The sequence below is a fragment of the Bacillus cereus group sp. Bce041 genome (assembly GCF_052646455.1).
On record NZ_JBQXON010000008.1, the window covers coordinates 95,834 to 115,515 of the forward strand.

Below are 19,682 nucleotides of genomic sequence, written 5' to 3' on the forward strand. Positions count from 1 at the left end.
GTTAATATTACACGTTATGTAGTTAGTAACATATTCATAAGAAGTTTTCTTTAAGAAATTAATTTGTAGAGTAATAATTTTGTAGGGGATTTATGTTATAAAATTAAGCATACTTTTTCCAATATCATATAGAAAAAAACAAAAAAGTGACATACAGTGAATATTGAGAAATAAAATTCATTTATTCCATATCTAACCAAAATAGAACGAATTTTCAATTTTAAATTAGATTTTCATGCATTTATAATTGTATTCTCTATAAATCATCTATGGTGAGCTTTTAAACTTTAAACATAAATGAAGTTATATGTGAAATTTTTTAGTTTAGATGAGGATCTATACGTGAATTCATTCAAGAGGAATTACATATGCTACAGATTTAATATTCTTCATAAAGTTATATACATAAACTAAATTCCTTCAAACGTTTTAAGAAAATATTGAAGATGAACACCATTTGTAGAGCGATTACTACTGAAGGCAAACCTATTTCTAGGATTGCTGACTTACAATTTTGCATTGTACGACTCCTAGGACAGACCAAATAAGTTCATATGCTACAGTACTGTTTATCCTTCCGTTCATGTTGTTGATTTTCCGTTATTTTTTGCTATACACATACGATATTTTCACCTTATACCCATAACTATTGTCCTGCAGACGCTTTTTATTATCTTCAAACCCACTATTTCACTAAGCTGTAAAATTAAAACCACTAAATTTCCGAATAAACTGAAAACTCATGAGAAATTGACAATAAATCTCAATAAGATCTTTTCAATATATCTTAACTTCAAACGTATGGAAATCCAATAATGATGTTATACAGGGGAATATTCTACTAAATAGAATTACTAAAAGAGATATCTATAGAGAACTCAGATGTTAAAGAGAATGCTTTGGATTTTGTTGAAGAAATAGCCCAAACTGTAGATCAAGGTGCAGCTGTATAATCCTCTCTTCTTAGACGAGCAAAAGCGGCTTTAACTGATATTAACTCAATGGTTGCTCATGGCTCCCAAGTTGCAGCTAAGATTGGCCAATTCATTAGTATAATGAGTGGATTTATTTCATAATTTTCGTTTTTTAAATTCTATTTTATTGTTAAGAATTAAAAAACGGTTCAAGTACAAACATATATAAATCAAAAAGCACCCTTGGTGGGTGCTTTTTGATTTACTATGAAATAAGTATCCAATTTAAAATATCACTTTTTTGTAATATTAAACTATAACATTAAAACTAATTTTACATTTTTATAATTTGTAAAACCCGTCATTAAATAACCAAATAAAAATCCAGTGATATTGGTCTCTTTGCTTAACATTACTATGTTCTATGAGTTTAACATTTTGTATGTTTTGTAAAATTAATTATTAATAATTACAAATATATTTTTTAGAATGGATTCTACTTAATATGGTAATAATAAAAGAAAAAATAAAGGAGTGTAGGAAGCATGGATCACAATGAATCTAAACAGGAATTTAGTCATGATTGTGGATGTGGGTGTAATGATATTGAGAATGTCAATGTAGAGTGGGATATGGAATATATACCTGACCTCATGAAAGTTATTACTAGTCGAGTTTCAGATACTGAAATATTAAGAATAATATCATATTCACTTGATAGTAAGTATGATGTTGACTTAAATTCATTACCTGCCGATGTTCTAATTCAAGTACGTAATAATAGAAAATTTATTATGGATTTTTATCAATTAAAACAAAACTTTGATATGTCTAAATATTTTAAAACTAATCCATTGAGAGGGCTTGGCAGTGGTAGATGTGAATGTCGAAAATGGGGGCATTGGAGCTGCAATAATACAAGATATGATCAAGACTGTGTTGATATGAATGCATATTTTAATCGAGCAAATGAACATTGTGATGTTACTTGCGGTAATTATGTTGCAGTTTGGTGGCCAACTCCTGATAAATGTTAACTTTTTACAAAATCCTTCTTTCAAGTAAAAAAGCTGTCTGACAAAAGATAGCTTTTTTACTTGAAAGAAGGCTGTTACCCCCTTGGTTAATCATAAAGATTGTTCCAAATAAAGATTAATATTTCGAATATTTTATCAATTTTAAAAAACGGAACGGTTTATTGAGTTTTCATTCCCGAAAAAATCCATTTATACATTTCGGATAAAACACTTTAAACAAATGTTGATATCATAATAAATTAGTAAAAATAATAGTATAAGTTAATGGAGAAGAATGGTGCATTCTTATAGAATAATATATATTATTTATAAATAATATATATGTTTAGACTGTATATATAGTTATAAGTAACTATTAATCATAATGATATCCACCCGCATCATCCGTCATCACTTTTTCTTTTTAAAATGACTCAAATATGAATTAATGTGTAATTTTTATATAACAAAGAAAAAGTACCTAATTTTATAGATACTAATTAATGGATACTTTTTAACTTCAATTTAGAATAGTAGCACATGCCGACAACCTAAAAGAACAGGTTTTCCCCAAAACGAAAAAAATAGTACATTTTCACTTGAATATTCCAATGCTCTCCTTTTAGGGTATTTGTTTTTCTTAGCATGCTGGTAATAGCGTGCTACCCCTTATAATAAAAGCTCCCCTCATCGGATAATAATCGACAAAGGGAGACTCATTATCTTCTATTTTTAGTACTTATAATAAACAAATCCATTACCTGTAATAAAGGAAGATGATTTCCCATTTACTTTTATATAAACGTTATATTCACCAGGATCAACATCTATAGTATATTTACTTGTGAGTGCCCTATCTCCTACTTTGTTAAATTGTAGACTTTTATAATTAAAGGTCTGTCCGTTAGTTTCATGTTCGAGACGGAATTCTACTGTTAATGGGAAATCGACTCTATTAGCAGTATCTAAAACAGCTCCAAAATGAACATCTTTTGCTGGTTTATCAAACTTAACTTTGAAAGACCATCCATCTGATCCCTTTGCATAATTTGTATCCCTTACAGAAAATTTAAAGTTATCACTTGCTGCCGCAAAACTAGTTTGAGGTAATACAATTACAAATGTAAAAATAAAGAAAGTTATAAACGCTAAATATTTCTTTTTCATCACAATCCCCCTTTTTTAATTTATGTATATACCGAAATCTAAATTTCCTTTTTGAAGAGTTTAATTTAAGTTTAGGTATATACGCATTTTGGGATAAATCCCCCACAAGTAAATTATGACATTATAAAAAAAAAATAAAAAGATAATAGGTGTATTTATCAAAAAAATTCAGAATATTAAACGTTAGAATTCACACAAAATTGTTATCAAGATACGAAAACAAAATACTCTTAAAATGAAAAGAACATTATTCTTTTTGTAAAAATATACAGAAAAGATACTGTCTTTTTAACTATATGGATAGTGCAAAACCTTAGTTTTATAGTAATTTATCGGTGCCTTATATATGTTTTATTATTATTTCTGTTACATGTATACATTTACATAATCTTTATAAGAATCCTGTAACTGTTAACAGGACTCTATTTCTGGATATTCAAGATACCATTTCATGTCTTTGAGCTGTTCTTTGCTCCGAATTGGTTGCACATCAATTAAATATTGCTTTTTATTCATCTGTTTTTTTAATCCCTTTATTTTCAATGATTTGAATGTATACTTTTTTGTCTATTTTTATAATTTCAATGAAATCAAATGGAAGTCAACGTATAAGGGGAAATGAAAGTAAAATTTTGGGTAAAAGTTTACTTTGGAGTGTTGAATCATTTATAACTAATTTTGTAATAAATTTCTCAATATAGATATACTTGTTAATTATGGTTATTATATTCATAATTAACAAAAAATAAATTATAATAAAATTATGATGGTTATCCTTTTGTTTACTCCTTGTGCTAAAGATAAGATCGTGTTCGCCGATCTTATCCTTTTTTATTTATGATTTTTCATAAATAAAGAATCCTTATTATAAGGATTCTGCAACAAGAAATTTAATCTTCTGCTTTATAAATGGTCAATAATCCTTTGCCACGGAATCTATCGATTCTAAACTGACAGCAAACTTTCTATTTGCTATATGATAATGTCACTTCAGATTCTTCTCCTGTAACTGTGCAAATTCAATGTTTAAATTAATTAATTTTTCATTGTAATCAACCAAACAGAGTGTTTATTACTGAGCTTTACCCCTGATGAATTATCTGGATGGTTAGCATAATAATGGATCCAAGCTAATCTTGTATAACCTTCTACTAAATGATAAGGTGTTTTGTATCCTGAAAATTGTCTGCTATCTAATACAATAGGAGGGACACTCCATGTACCTTCGTTAAGCCAACTTTTTACTACGGAATTAATGTGACCATAAGGACTTTTTTCAATTTTCCCATTAATGTTTTTTAATTCTCTGATAACTGGAAGATAACGTCCTTCTTCACCATAATCCCCAGGTTTTATTTGCAAAATAGTCTCAATATCCCACGTTTCTTGTTTGAAAATAACAGTAGTAAGATCAATATCTAAATATTCTTCTAAAACATCATGTTCATCAATAAAGGCGAACAACCACTGCTCAGCAACTTCCCTTGGAACAGGTACTCCACTTTCTTTTGCTCTCATTAGCCATCGTTCAAAACTCTTTTCATCTTGCCAATCTTTTTCATTCTTCTGACGACGTAATTTATTCCAAATACTATGCATTTTTACTCTCCTTGTTTCTTAGAAAGGAGCAAAATCAACTGCACTCCCTAAAGTGTTCGACTTCATTCTATTGTAACAGGCTTTCGTCATGCATGAGAAACATGAATATCCAAAAAATAACGATTATAACAAGAAATTCTTCAAACTTTCTTCAAAGGAAATTACATCCAAAAATCACACTTAATCCTCGAGCGACATCTCATACCGAGAATCGTTTCCGTACCCCAACTAGGGTATATTGAAATATAACAAATTATTTGTATAACTTATTTTATTAATCGATATTGCATTACTAAAGGATGGCCCATTTCAAAAAAGACACCTAATAATTCCTTAGCGTACGAAATTCGCGTTTTGTTGGTAGAACCTCTAAATAATGAACACAAAAAATGTGAGAGTATATTCACCCTCACATGTGTTTAAATTATTACTCAGGATATTTAGTTTGTTGTTCCATATGTTTTGCAACGTTAATTAAGGGTTGCATCTCCTTTAAAAAAGCATTTACATCTCTAAAGGAATCCATAAAATAATACTCATTAAACTCATCATAACAGCTAGTGAGTTCAATTATAATTCTAGGTGCATTCTTGTACTTAGGTTCAAGATAAAGCGTATTACATCGGCAAAGAATCGTAAATAACTCGTTAATTTTCCCACCTAGAATAAAGATAGCTTCATAGTTATCATCAAATGATACAACATGGCTAGCTTCATATTGAAACCGTCCATTTCTAAATATAGTTCCTGTAATTTCTCTATGCCTTATTGATGTTTCCACTGTCATAATCATCACCTCAAAGAAGTGATTCTATGCATGGCTGCTAAACACCTTTTGCAAGATGGGTGTTTTTGCCCATCCCCCGAAAAAAGGGGAATAAGACAAAATATATCAAATAGATGTTAGATATATATATCTATACAAGATAGTGGTACGGCAACGATTCCTTCATTATGAATATATAATATTCTTTATTTCATCGGATAAACGATAATTAATTTTCAACTGAAAACCAAAAATCCTTAAAATTTCTTCGCCATGTTTTTTCATGTTTTCATCTTGAAATCTATATGCATCCTTCTCATAGGGTAAACTTAGATATGATTCAAGATCCCCATCAATCGTATCAATCTCTTTCTCATCTTGGAATAGATTATTTTCAAATTGCCATGCATGACGAATCTCATGATACAGATTACCAATTAAATTAATGACTTCTGTAGGATTTCCTTTTAAATCTTGAAAAAGGAATAGAAAAATTTTAATTTTCCCCTCTTCCCAAATGGTTAAGCCCGCCGTTTCTATTTCACCATTTAATATTTGTTCATAATGTTCGCTCTTTAAATCTGGCTTATTATCACGCTCTTTTTGAAGCTTTTCTCGGGTCTCATAAAAGTATATAGTGAAATTTAAAGACATATATTCTTCACCTAATAGCGCAATACATTTTTTAATTTTTATTTCTAAACTCTTATTTAATTGACGTATATTTAATCCCACAGCTATTCCTCCCAAAATTCCTATCCAATTATTCTAATTATAACAAATAGTGTTTTATTATATTTTTTAATAAAGAAATATTTCTTGAGATTTACCTGTTTACAAAGGTATATCTTTATAAACAGAAAGGGATTATGTACGAAACATTGGAATATCAAGTTTATAAAGATGATTAAGTTTATTTTATAAACGTTTTTTTCATTGAATACCTTTACAAACCTTCGTCTTTAATTAACTCCAATGTTGTATTCAAAATCTTTTCTTTCGTTGATATGTTTTCATTTTCCCTCAACTTATCTCCCCCCCTCTAGACTTCATAAATTAAACAATGTTTTAAATGTCGTTTAACTCCAAGGTATCACCTTCAATTTTTAAAGATAATTTAAAACTATCTATCAAAAACTTTTCAACTATATATCAGATTTTATTACTATAAAAACACTTGATTGTATATTTATATTTTCAATAGTGCGTTCCCAAACCTATCGAGAAGGAATCTGTTCCATACCACTAAGTAGTTATCTTTCCAGAAAAAGAACCTGTTCTCAATGGAAAACAGGTTCTTTTTTTGTTCAAAATCGATAGAGTATACTACAACAGTATTGGTTCTTTAATTAATGGTAAATACTCTATACTCATAGCATAATTTAATAACAAATTGATATACTCTTGATTTGGCTCTAAACAATGTATGTTCTTCAAATATCCTTGCGTGTATAAACAAGATGGTATAGCTACTGATAGCTCTTCTACAGATTCTAATAAAGGCATTATGAGCTCTAAAGCTTTCTGTTCATCAGTAGTTAGATTCGTATTAAAAAACTTCTCTATATACTTCTCTTGTTTCATTAACAGGATATCGTATCCAAAAGCTTGTAAACTATTAATAAATTGATCCCATTTAAGCTGATTTGGATTACAGATATGCATGGTTTTATTTACTGTATTGGCCTTATAAGATAATTCAGTAATAGCTAAACTTCCATAGTCTACAGGCGTTAAATCTACATACGTATTGACGTCAGGAGCTATGCTAGATAGGCATATCCCTTTTAATAATCTATAAAATGCGTTTTCATTAATATTGTATTGAAATTTACCTGTTTTAGAGTTACCCACTAAATTCCCCACACGGTATATTGTGGCACGAACTCCTTTTTCCATTGCTTCTCTGACCATTTTCTCGCCTTGAAACTTACTTTCTAGGTACAGATTATCTAAATTTTGCCCTCTATCAAAATTAGACTCAAAGAATTCAAATTCTTTTGGATCGCTTTCAGCCTGACCTACTACACTTAAAGTCGATATATAATGAAAACGTGCATTTGTGTTCTTAGCTAATTCCAATAAGTATTTTGTAGACTGAACATTTACCTTTTGAAAATGCTCACGTTCTCCATAGTGTCTAACTTCTCCACCACAATGTATGATTGACTCTACCTTATTCTTTAAATGGTCCAATTGCTTTGAATCTAGACCTAGATTCATCTGAGATAAATCTCCTTCAATTAACTCTACTCTCACCTTCAACTTTTGGAGAATTTCTTTACCGAAATAAAACTCCATTCTTTCTTTTAACTTTGCACCAATTACTTGATCCTCATTTTTTCTTACTAAACAGTAAATAGTCGTAGATGGTAACTGTAATAATCGTTCTAAAATATGTGCTCCTAAATATCCCGTTGCCCCTGTAAGGAAAACTACTTTTGGATAATTCACCATATCTAACTCACATTCTTCTAATTTAGTTGTTTCATAAACAGGAGTCGTTTTCGTTTCATTTTCCATACATGCTACATTCATATTTTTCTCTTTCTTGAACGACATATCTTCCATCTCTTCAATATGAGAGGCTAATTTTTCTATTGTTCTATACTTAAAGAAATCTTGAATTTTCAAGTTAGGGTATAACGGTTTTAATTTGACTAATGCCGGCATAACTTTTAAAGAATGTCCACCCAAATTAAAGAAATCATCTTTTAACCCTATAGATTTTACGTTTAGAACTTCAGACCATACCTTTGCAATGTTTTTTTGCACTTTAGTTTGAGGTTTAAGTTTACACTCATCGTTTTTCTCATGATCAAACTCTATTTTTGGCAGTTTTTCAAAATCAATTTTCCCGTTCGCCGTTATTGGTATTTCTAACACATGAGAGTAATATTTAGGGACCATATATTCTGGCAATATATTTGATAAATGTAAAGCTAACTTATTTTTCTCTATCCCTATACCGTCCACTGTTTTATAATAAGCTTGCAGTAACATTCCATCTTTCGTTTGTGTTACCACAGCCTGACTTATCCCCTCAAGTTGTAACATTGCATCTTCTATTTCTCCTAATTCAATTCTGTGCCCTCTAATTTTAACCTGCTTATCTTTTCTTCCCATAAATTCTATGTTTCCATTTGGTAACCATCTTGCTAAATCACCTGTTCGATATAATCTTTTACTATTATCTTCTGAAAATGGGTTTGAAATAAATGCCTGTTTTGTTTTCTCTTCCTGCTTCCAATATCCTTGAGCCAATCCTAAACTTTCAATATATAATTCACCCATAGCCCCTACCGGACAATGTTGCATATATGAATTCAATATATGAATCTTTGTATTAGAAATAGGAATACCAATTGGTATGCTTCCTAAAAGATTATTGTTGCCTTCTAAAACTGGTATGAAATAATACATTGCTGAAACGGTTGCTTCAGTAGGGCCATACTCATTTACCAGCTTTACTTGGTTTTTAAAAGTATTTTGCCAACTTCTAATGGCATTTGTTGATGCAGCTTCCCCTCCCATTATTATAAATCTTAAAGAACGTATCTTTTCGCTATCCAGTTTCGTTAATGAAGTTGATAATTCATTGAAAAATACTGTTGGTAAGTCAGATATAGTTGCTTGAGTTTCTTGAATGGCCTGAGCATATGCGACAGTTGAATAGCGCTGTTCATCACTTAATACATATAGTTCTGCCCCATTTAACAAGGTAGAAAAAATTTCTGATACTGAAGAATCAAAACTATGGGAATAAAACTGTGTTACTTTATCATTTGGAGAGATCTGAAATACTTCATTTCTCCATTCAACTAAATTTAATACTCCTTTATGCGTTAATAATGTACCTTTTGGTTTTCCTGTTGAGCCTGAAGTATAAATTACATATGCCAAGTCATCTGGTTTATTTAAAATTTTCACATCATCATTTATAGTCGTACGATATATATCCTCTATTATTGAAACCTTATAATCACTTACATTCAAATGACTTTTGAATTTGTTACTCGTTATAATTCTACATGCCTCACTGTCACGAACTATATAATTTATTCTATCCTCAGGGTATTTTACATCGATTGGTATATAGGCAGCACCGGCTTTTAATATTCCAAGCATAGAAACGATACTATTCATACTTCTATCTAAAAATATGGCTACCTTATCACCTCTTTTTATACCTTTTCCGAGTAAATGTTGAGCTACTTGATTAGAGCTCATATTTAATTGTCTATATGTTAAAGATTCCGTTGCAGTCGCTACAGCAATCCGATTGGAATATCTCTCTACTTGCATATGGAATTGCTCCTGTATATTTTGAAAATAAGGATAGGGTCTTTCTGTATGATTTACCTTTTTATATAAAGATTCTTCTTCCTGTGATAGGAATGAAAGATTTTCATATGCTACTGTTCGTTGATGAATAAAGGCGTCCAGTATAGTAAGTAAATTTTGAGTAAACCTATTAATTGACTCTTCCTTGAAAAGATTAATATCATACTCAAATGAAATCCCTACATAATCCAATCCTTCTTCAACAGCTAAAGAAATGTCAAATTTACTAATATCTTGTTTATTAGGTAACAACTGAAGCTTATACGCATCATGTTGCTGCAGAATATCTTTCTGATAACTAAACATAGTAGAAAAGATCGGGTTATTCCCAAAGCTTCTATCAGGATTTATTTGCTCAATTACTTTATCAAATGGGTACGATTGGTTTTGGAATGAATTCAAACATTTCTCTCTCACTACTTGTAATAGCTGTGTTAAATTTTTCACATCATTCAATTGTGTTCTGATCGCTAAGGTATTTACAAAAAATCCTTGTATTTGTTCAAATTCTTGATGGTTCCTTCCAACAACCGGTGTACCTACAATAATATCCTTTTGATCCGTTAGATAATGTAACAATTGAATATATGCTGCCAAAAATAGCATATACATAGAAACATTCTCTTGTTCACATACTTGTTTCAAAGACTCTTTCATCTCATTTTCTAACTTCATTTCAAATACTGTACCTTTATTTGTACTTTGACGATTCCTACTAAAATCTAAAGGAAGGTTTAGTATAGGAAGAGGTGCTGCAAGTTCGGCCATCCAATAAGATTTTTCCGTATCCCACCGACCTAAATTTAACTGCTCCTGTTCCCATTCAGCATAATCTACATATCGATTAGAGATAATTGGCAACTCAGGATTTCTACGTTTTGCAAAGGCACTATATACCTTCATTAATTCATCTAATAAATTCCTTACACTCCACTCATCTGTAATAATGTGATGTAAATTGATATATAAATAAGAATTTTTCTTATTCAGATTAAAAATTCTAATCCTAAAAAGAGGGCCATTTTCTAAATCAAATGGTGTATGATCCGTTTGATTTATTGTTGTACGTATATATTCTTGTTGTTCTTTTTTAGACATGTGTTCAATCTCATCATGAATCAAGTCAATCGCTATTGAGTTTAAGATGACTTGTCTAGGCTCCCCATTTCTTTCAATAAACACTGTTCGTAGCATCTCGTGTCGTTCAACTAAAAATCTTATGGTGTCTTGTAAAATATCCTTATTTAAACTCGGTTCAATATATATGTGTAGTGGTGTATCATATACTCTATTAATGGCGTTATACTTATTTAAAAACCAGATTCTTTTTTGAGCACTTGATAACTGATAACTTTCCTTATCTACAACTTTTAATACTTTAATTCCCTGTTCTTCCCTATCATGATTTACTGCCATTAATTTATCGATGTAAGCAGACAGACTAGCAATCGTTGTATGCTCAAAAATATCTCTAATTTCAATTTTTAGATGAAACTCTTTTTGAATTTGATTTAACACTTGCACAGCAATTAATGAATGTCCCCCAAGTTTAAAAAAGTCATTATCTCTGCCGATTCTATATTTCCCTAAATTTAAAATCTCTGCCCATGTTTTTGCCAATCTTTTTTCTGTTTCACTTATCGGTGGAACATATTGCTTCTGCATGTTTTCAAGTAAAGATGGGATTTGTAATTCTAATTTTTTTCTATCTAGTTTCCCGCTTGGTGATACAGGAAAACTTTCAAGGTGAAATACATAATTTGGCATCATAAAATCTGGTAAACTTTCACTTAAGAATGTTTTTAATGCCTCTTGTTGTAGTTCTGTATTGTCTTTTGATAAATAAAAACTAACGATTTTGTCGTTTTGATAAGTGAATACTACAGAATCTCTCACTTCTGGATGTTTAAATAATGTTCCTTCAATTTCATCCAGCTCAATTCGATACCCACGTATTTTTACTTGATTATCTTTCCTTCCGATAAATTCTAAATTTCCATTCGGTAAAAGACGTACTAAATCTCCAGTACGATACATCTTTTTATCTTGATTATAAGATTTACCGAAAGAAATAAACGCCTCATTTGTTTTTTCCTTTTGATTTAAATATCCGTTGGCAACTCCATCACCGCTAATAAATAACTCACCTACTACACCTGACGGACATAACGTATTAAACGGACTAACTACGAAAACTTCACTATTAGCAATTGGTTTACCTATTGGGATATTAGAGATTTCTTTTTGTATCTCACCATTTACTTCATACATGGTTGCACATACAGTAGTTTCAGTAGGACCATATGCATTAAGAACTGGAATCTTTAACCCTAATTTACTTTGCCATTTACGAACTGATTCAGCAGGTAAAGTTTCCCCTCCTACAAATACACGTTTTACAGAATTTAATTTAAGTAACATTTCTTTTGGCATATCAGCTATTAATTTAAAAAACGCAGTTGGTAAAACCACATTTGTAATACCATTCTTTTGAATTACATTTATAAATTCCTCTGCTGAACGTTTTTCGATTTCAGAAATTAAATGCATTCTTCCTCCACATAGCAAAATCGGAAATATTTCCATAATGGAGGCGTCAAAAATGATCGTTGCAAATTGTAAAAACACATCTTCTTTGTCTAAATGAAATGTATTGATTACTGAATATGATAAATTAACTACGCCTTTATGTGGTACAACGACTCCTTTTGGCAAACCTGTTGAACCTGACGTGTAGATAATATAAGCTGCATCTTCTATGGTATGTGTAGACGCAATATTTTCTATAGAATTAGCGTAATGAAAATCTTCTAGATAAATTGTATGAATCGCAAACCTTTCAACCAATCCCCTGTATTCTTTCTTCGTAATAATCATTTGACTTTCGCTATCTTTTAAGATGTATTCTATTCTTTTTTCAGGAAACTTTGGATCAATTGGTACATAAACTCCACCTGATTTTAGGATACCTAGAATCCATACAATGGTATCAATCTCTCTTTCCATAGTAATACTTACACGCTGTCCCTTTTTTATATCATTTTCACATAAATAATTCGCTATTTGATTTGACCTTTGCTGTAATTCATAATAGGTAATGGATTTATCCCCCATTGAAATCGCTATTTGATTTGGTGATTTTAATGATTGTAGATCGATTAATTGATCTAGTGTTTTTGAATGAGGATATGTAAGAGCATTTGAGTTCATTTCTTTGTATAGACGATGATCTTTCTCTACAAGTAAATCCAATGAATGGATAGGTTCGTTCACATTCTTCATTAGTTTTTGTAACAAATATATATATCTTTCGACTAAATCACTAATACTCTCTGGTTTATATAATGCTGAGTTAAAGTCAACCTCAATTTTATTCTCTGTTTCCCCTTCATATCGCATTATTCTCCAAGTCATATTAAAAGGATTTACTCTTTTACAATCTGTTAAAACTGTTGACTCAATATCAGGAATTTTTAATTCCGGTATCTTCATCGTATTAAATGCTGTGGAATATACCATATTATGATTTGTATTTGTATTTAGATTTAAATCTTTTACTATATGTGAGTATGGATTATGTTTATACGTAATAGCTAGATGAATAGATTTATTCACTTTATTAAGTATTCCCTTAAATGTTTCTCCCTTTTCTATTGTTATACGTATAGGTACTGTATTAACAAAATAGCCAAAAGTATTTCGTTCTTCTGTATGCGGTCTAGTATTAATTGGAATACCAACAATTATCTCTTCAGCATTTGTCATTTGATGAAGCAAGGTACAATAAGTACTTAACATTACTCGATAAATACTTATATTATTTTTTTTAGCAAAACATTGTATTTGATAAAACAGATCCGAATTAATATTCTTGCTTATATTTTTATCTGTATATCTCTTTTCATTTATTTTATTAAAATCAATAGGAAACTCTGTAGGAGTTAATTCACCTTGTAAATAATCTTTCCAATACGATGATCCTTCTTTATATATTGCACTATCAATAAAACCCTCCTCATACTCTACGAGGTTCTGATAAGGAGATTCAAATTCTACATTCGTCTTCCCTTGAAGTAATTCACCATACGTATTGGATAATTGTCGGATGAAAACTCCTAAACTCCATCCATCGTAAATAATGTGATGAAACATTAAATGTAAAATAAATGTATCTTCACTGAATTTAATGATGTGAAATTTAAACAAAGGCCCCTCTTCTAAACTAAATTTCTCATTCACTATAGATTCTAAGAAATTTTTAAAAATAGATTTTTGTTTTGTGTTTTTAAAAGCAGTTAAATCCTTAATTGGTATATCAAATTCTACATTCTTTTGAATTAATTGCTTTATTTTTTCATCCCTCTTCTTAAATATTGTACGTAGCGACGGATGTGATTGCACTATTGTAGTAAGCGTTTTCTTTAAAACCTCTATTTGAAGATTTCCTTTTAACTTTATTATAATCGGTTCATTGTTCATTCCTTTTTCTATTTCCATTTGATGAGCTATCCATAATGCTTCTTGGCCAACTGTTACATCTAATTCTTCTACAATTTCATATTTATTTTGTATTTCTTTCATATGAATTTCTCCTTTTATAAATATTTAAAAACGGATAATATTTACAGTTACAACTATATGTACATATTCTGCAATTTGTAAATCTATATTTTCCGACTAAATTCAACATTTATTTCGCTTATTGCATAGTTATTAAAATAATGAATAAAACTCATATTTATACTGTAACCGTTCATACTTTTATTCAATTTAAGCATAAAAAACCATTTCACTAATAATTCTAATTTCTTTTTATACAGTAATCTTACATATTTTATTTAAGGAAATAGCCTAATTTATACTCCGAAAATAAATTCAAGAATATTCCAACTGGTCACTATATATACTTCTTATAACATAAACTGTAAAGGAGGAGTCCGTACATAATGGAATATAGATTATTAGGTAACACAGGATTAATAGTTTCAGAGATAGGATTCGGTTCTTGGGCAATTGGTGGAGATGAATGGGGAGCGGTAAAAGATAATGAATCACTTGATGCAATTGAAAAAGCAATTGACCTAGGGGTCAATTTTATTGACACTGCTGATGTTTATGGATTAGGTCATAGTGAAACGCTAGTTGCAAAAGCCATAAATAATCGCAGGCAGGATATCATTCTTTCTACAAAAGGTGGATTAATTGGTCATCATTATGACCCAAATCAACCAGCCGTTTATGGAGAGCCTCAAAAGATCATTGATGCATTTGAGGCTAGTTTACTGCGGCTTAAAACGGATTATATAGATGTGTACTTTTGTCATATTTGGTGGGATAAACCGGAAGAAACAGAAGCCTTTCTACAAGCTTTCCAAACCTTAAAAAAATCTGGCAAAGTGAGAGCTGTTGGCGTTTCTACTAATGATTTAGATTATCTAAAACATTTTAATCAGAATAATGATTTAGATGTCGTACAATTCGATTATAGTATTTTGAATAAAGAACCTGAAAAAGACATCCTTCCTTATATTGAAAAACATAATTTAGGTGCTGTGATAAGAGGTCCACTTAAGATGGGAATTTTAACTGGGAAATTTAATCATGAAACTCAATTTCCAGACGATGATTTAAGAAAAGATTGGCCAAAAGAAAAATGGTTTAAAGATAGCTTACACACAGTAGAGAAATTACGTTCACTTGTACGCTCAAATCGAAGTTTAGCGCAAGTTGCTTTACGTTATGTTTTAAGTCACCCAGCAGTTTCAGTTGCTATTCCTGGCGCAAAAAATTCTACTCAGGTTGAAGAAAACTCTTCACACTTAACTCGTCCATTATTATTAGACAATGAAATTGAATTCATTAAAAAACTTTGATCGAATAATTATTATTCCATAAAAAATTATGCTGATTTTTCTACCAAATCCATACTACTACTTCTTCCCAACTAGAACATATCTTTAGCACTTCCACCCTATTTTTTATCTTTCCCCAACAATTTCTACAGTTTATAAGGTAGTTGAACCCTTTTATTCAACTACCTTATAATACGTTTTACATTATATTAAAATATCTACTACATTAGTTAAATACATGCTAGGGCAACATGCAAACCAAATAAACAATTAATTCAGAAATATTTTTAGAAACTTCATTATCTCACAATTACTTTTTTTAAAATAAATCAAAAAATTTTTCTTTACTAGAATCTATGCAGAAAATAATTAAAAATCTTGACCAATTAAAAAATGATGAGCGAGCTACTTTAGGTAAATGTGAGGAAAAATCAGAAGGATACTACAATGGCTTAATTCACCAAAGTCATATTCCACTAGCTGGAATCACTATGTCTGAGGTTATAGAAGAGCTAAACCAATTTATCATTTTAGCCAAGAAGACTCCTTCCTCAAGGAGCTTGAAGGGTCACAGCCCAGTGAGTAGGTGGGAGATGAATTGGCTTCGAACAAGGGATGGCAGGAAGGCATCTTAATTGTTCGACATACAGAAAGTGTTACTCCACTACCTATCGAATGTACGTTTGGTGTATAATAGTCATATACCGAAATGGAGGTGAATCAAATAATGATGAATAAAGCCTATAAGTTTCGTATCTATCCAAATCAGGTACAAGCAATTCTAATCAACAAAACGATTGGGTGTTCTCGCTTTGTATTCAATCATTTCCTATCTTTATGGGATCAAGCATACAAAGAGACAGGAAAAGGCTTGACCTATGGTACATGCTCTGCCAAACTACCTGCCATGAAGAAAGAGCTTATTTGGCTAAAAGAAGTGGATAGTATTGCGATTCAGTCGTCTGTTCGCAACCTTGCGGATGCTTATACACGCTTTTTCAAAAAACAAAACAGCGCACCGCGCTTTAAATCTAAGAAGAACAACGTACAATCTTATACCACAAAACAAACAAATGAAAACATTGCCGTTGTAGGGAACAAAATAAAGTTGCCGAAACTAGGCCTCGTTCGATTTGCCAAAAGTCGCGAAGTAAAGGGGCGTATTGTAAATGCTACAGTTAGACGAAACCCTTCTGGTAGATATTTTGTGTCACTATTAGTTGAAACAGAAGTACAAGAACTTTCGAAAACACATTCTTACATTGGAATAGATGTAGGACTAAAAAATTTCGCTATTTTGTCAGATGGAACACATTATGAAAATCCGAAGTTTTTCCGATCATTAGAAGATAAGTTGGCGAAAGCACAGCGTGTTCTTTCTAGAAGAATGAAAAAATCTTCTCGCTGGAATAAACAGCGAGTAAAGGTAGCTAGAATTCATGAATACATATCAAATGCTAGAAAAGATTACTTGGACAAAATTTCAACTGAAATCATCAAAAACCACGATGTTATCGGTATAGAGGATTTGCAAGTATCGAATATGTTAAAGAATCATAAGTTAGCAAAAGCAATTAGTGAGGTATCTTGGTTACAATTTCGATCAATGTTAGAATACAAAGCAAAATGGTATGGCAAACAAGTCATTGTCGTATCGAAAACATTTGCTTCCAGCCAATTATGTTCTTGTTGTGGGTATCAAAATAAAGACGTTAAAAATCTAAACCTACGTAAATGGTTTTGCCCTTCATGTCAAACACATCATGATAGAGATATTAACGCAAGTATCAATCTAAAGAATGAAGCGATAAGGCTTCTAACCGCAAGGACTGCGGGGTTAGCCTAATCAATTAGAGTTCGATAGAACTCTTTACTTAGGAATCCCTCACTTCTAAACGAAGTGAAAATGGGGGTAGTTCAATGCTGCTTGTACAAATAAAATTTCTCAAAAAATCCTAAAAAAACTGTGTACGACCTATGAAATGAATGAAATAGTGTATAGTAATTTTCTTTAAAAAGAAGCATACCCATTTGCTAACACAACAACTTCCTTAACAGCTCAATTACTATATATACCTCAATCCCAATTCGTCATCAAGGCCATATAAATTTGTGACGAAGACTAGCTGTACTTTTGTGCAGCTATTTTTTATACAGAATAAGTTAGCAATAGATATTCAAGTTAACATAAGTGTCACCTTTCACAATTTTACCAAATCATTAAAGGAATCTCCTTTCCCCTATCGAATTATTGTAGAGGAAAGGAGAGGAATACATTGAAATTCTAGGATTATATCCTCGCGCATTAGCGACTTTAGGTGCACTTGAATACACCAATCGTCGCAATAAATTAATTGAAGACTCGGAGAATAACATATACGAGTGTAAAGAAATAAAAGAAATACTTCAATCACTTCTTAAAGAGAAGCAGATTGAGGTTCTTGAGAATCAAGCTCACTTTGAAGCTGTGGCAAAGATGATTGAACAAAACAATTTAATTCTTTTAGAACAAATGAAAGCTCTACAGCTAATTAAAAAATAAGAAACTTAAGATTAATTAATTCTACATAAGCTTCCATAAATAATGTATCTTTATCTATACCATTAGCCTCTGTTTTTACAGAGGCTTTTGTTATGCGTTGATTCATGATTTTAATTTGAATAGTTTCTTTCACATGTACGAATAGATCTTCTAATAAACCTGGTGTAGACTCTAATTCTTGTTTTTCAATTTCCTCTGTGACAGTACTTATACATTCCCATAGTACCTTTGCACCTAGTAGTTCTGCTAATCGTTTTTCACACTTTTCATATATTTCTATTTCTATATATAGTACTATCCACCCGTCTCTCCAGACTTATTTATTCTACAAAAACCATAATTATCCTCTTATATAAATAACACAAAAGCCATCACCGAAGTGCAGCTTTAAAATAAAGTTTTTGTTTAGCTATCTTTCATTTCTGAATAATATTTTTAACCCTGTTGATACTATTTCTGTAACTTAAAGTTACAAATTATTTCTGTAAGCGTAGCGTTTCTTTTGTACAACGAGCAGTTAGTTTTATTAACTAGCTGCTTTGTTGTGCAAAATGAAGTTTTTGTCCAAGTTTTTCACCATTCGATAAAATAAACATAATAATAGTTAATGAACAGACATTTATAATCAATCTCCTAAGGAGCACTTTAATTAGGTGCTCCTTTCTACATATACAATTTAGATATCGTTGCGATATATAACTTTGAAGTTATCTCCATCTTTTCCCCGGCTTAACACTGTACGTGCGACTTTCATTGCATACAGCGTCCCACATCTTATCCTTTTATACTAAAGCAACTAGATTACGAACAATGTTGCACTCACCGATATATTCATTCCCTTTTCTTACGAAAGGTCCCATCATCTTACTCGATCCTGTGAGTTACATATAGTTGATTTAGTTTTCAACGAATAAGACTAGGGACTATCCCTCCACATTTGTTACATGCTTCGTTGATACTGTGTCCCCACCTTCACAAGAACAAATCAATTTCGGTTCGTTAGAACCGTATATGCACCTGTCTGCTAGTAGGCTTTGGTGGCATTTTCTTGCTTACCACGTTCCGATTGACTTAGCTATACATATATCCTTAGGTGCTTGCTGTAAGCCTGTTATCTTTACATCCTCATCGTTAGATGTTCCGAATTTCATATCATTTACTCTTACTTTTCGGTAGATAACATCGTCATTAACGACATACACATTTCTAATGTATTAATCCTTTAGAGCCGTACATTCTCACCATAGATATTTTGTAGCATCCCGACCTATCCATTACCATATGATTTCTCACTTAGGTTTTGTTCAGCTAACTTCACCTAGCTTCATACAATTTGTGACTATTATCATGCCTTGCATGTAGGAGTATTAAATAAGTAGTTTAAGCTCAACCTGGCGGTTTCCATTCCTATCTTCAGTCAAACAGTTGTTGTCATCAAATTAATAACCCTCCTATTTCGTGTTTGCACACTTATAAGGAAAC

10 protein-coding genes and 3 pseudogenes are annotated in these 19,682 nt (G+C 31.0%); 6 read left to right on the forward strand and 7 right to left on the reverse strand.

Features of this window, described 5'->3' with window-relative positions:
• Nucleotides 1-397: 397 nt before the first annotated feature.
• Nucleotides 398-520, reverse strand: a complete 123-nt coding sequence (locus ACUN13_RS22330) for a hypothetical protein (RefSeq protein WP_277669021.1) — start codon at nucleotides 518-520, stop codon at nucleotides 398-400.
• Nucleotides 521-1,459: 939 nt separating this feature from the next.
• On the opposite strand from ACUN13_RS22330, the gene ACUN13_RS22335 reads away from it, so the two are divergent.
• Nucleotides 1,460-1,951: a hypothetical protein gene (locus ACUN13_RS22335; RefSeq protein ID WP_161508204.1), complete on the forward strand. Its 492-nt coding sequence runs from the start codon at nucleotides 1,460-1,462 to the stop codon at nucleotides 1,949-1,951.
• A 711-nt stretch (nucleotides 1,952-2,662) separates the two neighbouring features.
• Here ACUN13_RS22335 and ACUN13_RS22340 read toward each other — a convergent pair.
• The 6 genes and pseudogenes from ACUN13_RS22340 to ACUN13_RS22365 form a co-directional block, all read right to left on the reverse strand.
• On the reverse strand, nucleotides 2,663-3,097 hold the full coding sequence (locus tag ACUN13_RS22340; RefSeq protein WP_161508205.1) for a hypothetical protein: 435 nt from the start codon (nucleotides 3,095-3,097) through the stop codon (nucleotides 2,663-2,665).
• 1,035 nt (nucleotides 3,098-4,132) lie between these two features.
• Entirely contained in the window at nucleotides 4,133-4,696 is a 564-nt protein-coding gene (locus ACUN13_RS22345; protein WP_161508206.1) for a hypothetical protein, read from the reverse strand.
• 427 nt (nucleotides 4,697-5,123) lie between these two features.
• The gene (locus tag ACUN13_RS22350) at nucleotides 5,124-5,483 is read right to left on the reverse strand and encodes a hypothetical protein (protein WP_409532322.1); all 360 of its coding nucleotides are present in this window, start codon (nucleotides 5,481-5,483) and stop codon (nucleotides 5,124-5,126) included.
• Nucleotides 5,484-5,648: 165 nt separating this feature from the next.
• On the reverse strand, nucleotides 5,649-6,197 hold the full coding sequence (locus tag ACUN13_RS22355; RefSeq protein ID WP_161508208.1) for a hypothetical protein: 549 nt from the start codon (nucleotides 6,195-6,197) through the stop codon (nucleotides 5,649-5,651).
• 217 nt (nucleotides 6,198-6,414) lie between these two features.
• A pseudogene (locus ACUN13_RS22360) lies at nucleotides 6,415-6,489 on the reverse strand (TetR/AcrR family transcriptional regulator); the annotation flags it as partial.
• 299 nt (nucleotides 6,490-6,788) lie between these two features.
• Entirely contained in the window at nucleotides 6,789-14,387 is a 7,599-nt protein-coding gene (locus ACUN13_RS22365; protein ID WP_445423959.1) for an amino acid adenylation domain-containing protein, read from the reverse strand.
• A gap of 365 nt (nucleotides 14,388-14,752) precedes the next feature.
• On the opposite strand from ACUN13_RS22365, the gene ACUN13_RS22370 reads away from it, so the two are divergent.
• The 5 genes and pseudogenes from ACUN13_RS22370 (at nucleotide 14,753) to ACUN13_RS22390 (ending at nucleotide 18,200) form a co-directional block, all read left to right on the forward strand.
• Nucleotides 14,753-15,679, forward strand: a complete 927-nt coding sequence (locus tag ACUN13_RS22370; protein ID WP_000456661.1) for an aldo/keto reductase — start codon at nucleotides 14,753-14,755, stop codon at nucleotides 15,677-15,679.
• 317 nt (nucleotides 15,680-15,996) lie between these two features.
• Nucleotides 15,997-16,185, forward strand: a pseudogene (locus tag ACUN13_RS22375) (aspartate aminotransferase family protein); the annotation flags it as partial.
• Nucleotides 16,186-16,385: 200 nt separating this feature from the next.
• Nucleotides 16,386-17,504 (forward strand): IS200/IS605 family element RNA-guided endonuclease TnpB, encoded by a 1,119-nt coding sequence (tnpB, locus tag ACUN13_RS22380; protein ID WP_409532324.1) that lies wholly within the window; start codon nucleotides 16,386-16,388, stop codon nucleotides 17,502-17,504.
• A 70-nt stretch (nucleotides 17,505-17,574) separates the two neighbouring features.
• A pseudogene (locus ACUN13_RS22385) lies at nucleotides 17,575-17,766 on the forward strand (hypothetical protein); the annotation flags it as partial.
• A 167-nt stretch (nucleotides 17,767-17,933) separates the two neighbouring features.
• Entirely contained in the window at nucleotides 17,934-18,200 is a 267-nt protein-coding gene (locus ACUN13_RS22390; RefSeq protein ID WP_409532369.1) for a hypothetical protein, read from the forward strand.
• Nucleotides 18,201-19,682 lie beyond the last annotated feature (1,482 nt).

Bases quoted from the DNA above. Each gene is read 5' to 3' on its own strand.
- ACUN13_RS22340 (WP_161508205.1), bottom strand. From the start codon at position 3,097: ATGAAAAAGAAATATTTAGCGTTTATAACTTTCTTTATTTTTACATTT.
- ACUN13_RS22365 (WP_445423959.1), bottom strand. From the start codon at position 14,387: ATGAAAGAAATACAAAATAAATATGAAATTGTAGAAGAATTAGATGTA.
- ACUN13_RS22330 (WP_277669021.1), bottom strand. From the start codon at position 520: ATGCAAAATTGTAAGTCAGCAATCCTAGAAATAGGTTTGCCTTCAGTA.
- ACUN13_RS22350 (WP_409532322.1), bottom strand. From the start codon at position 5,483: ATGACAGTGGAAACATCAATAAGGCATAGAGAAATTACAGGAACTATA.
- ACUN13_RS22345 (WP_161508206.1), bottom strand. From the start codon at position 4,696: ATGCATAGTATTTGGAATAAATTACGTCGTCAGAAGAATGAAAAAGAT.
- ACUN13_RS22370 (WP_000456661.1), top strand. From the start codon at position 14,753: ATGGAATATAGATTATTAGGTAACACAGGATTAATAGTTTCAGAGATA.
- ACUN13_RS22335 (WP_161508204.1), top strand. From the start codon at position 1,460: ATGGATCACAATGAATCTAAACAGGAATTTAGTCATGATTGTGGATGT.
- tnpB (WP_409532324.1), top strand. From the start codon at position 16,386: ATGATGAATAAAGCCTATAAGTTTCGTATCTATCCAAATCAGGTACAA.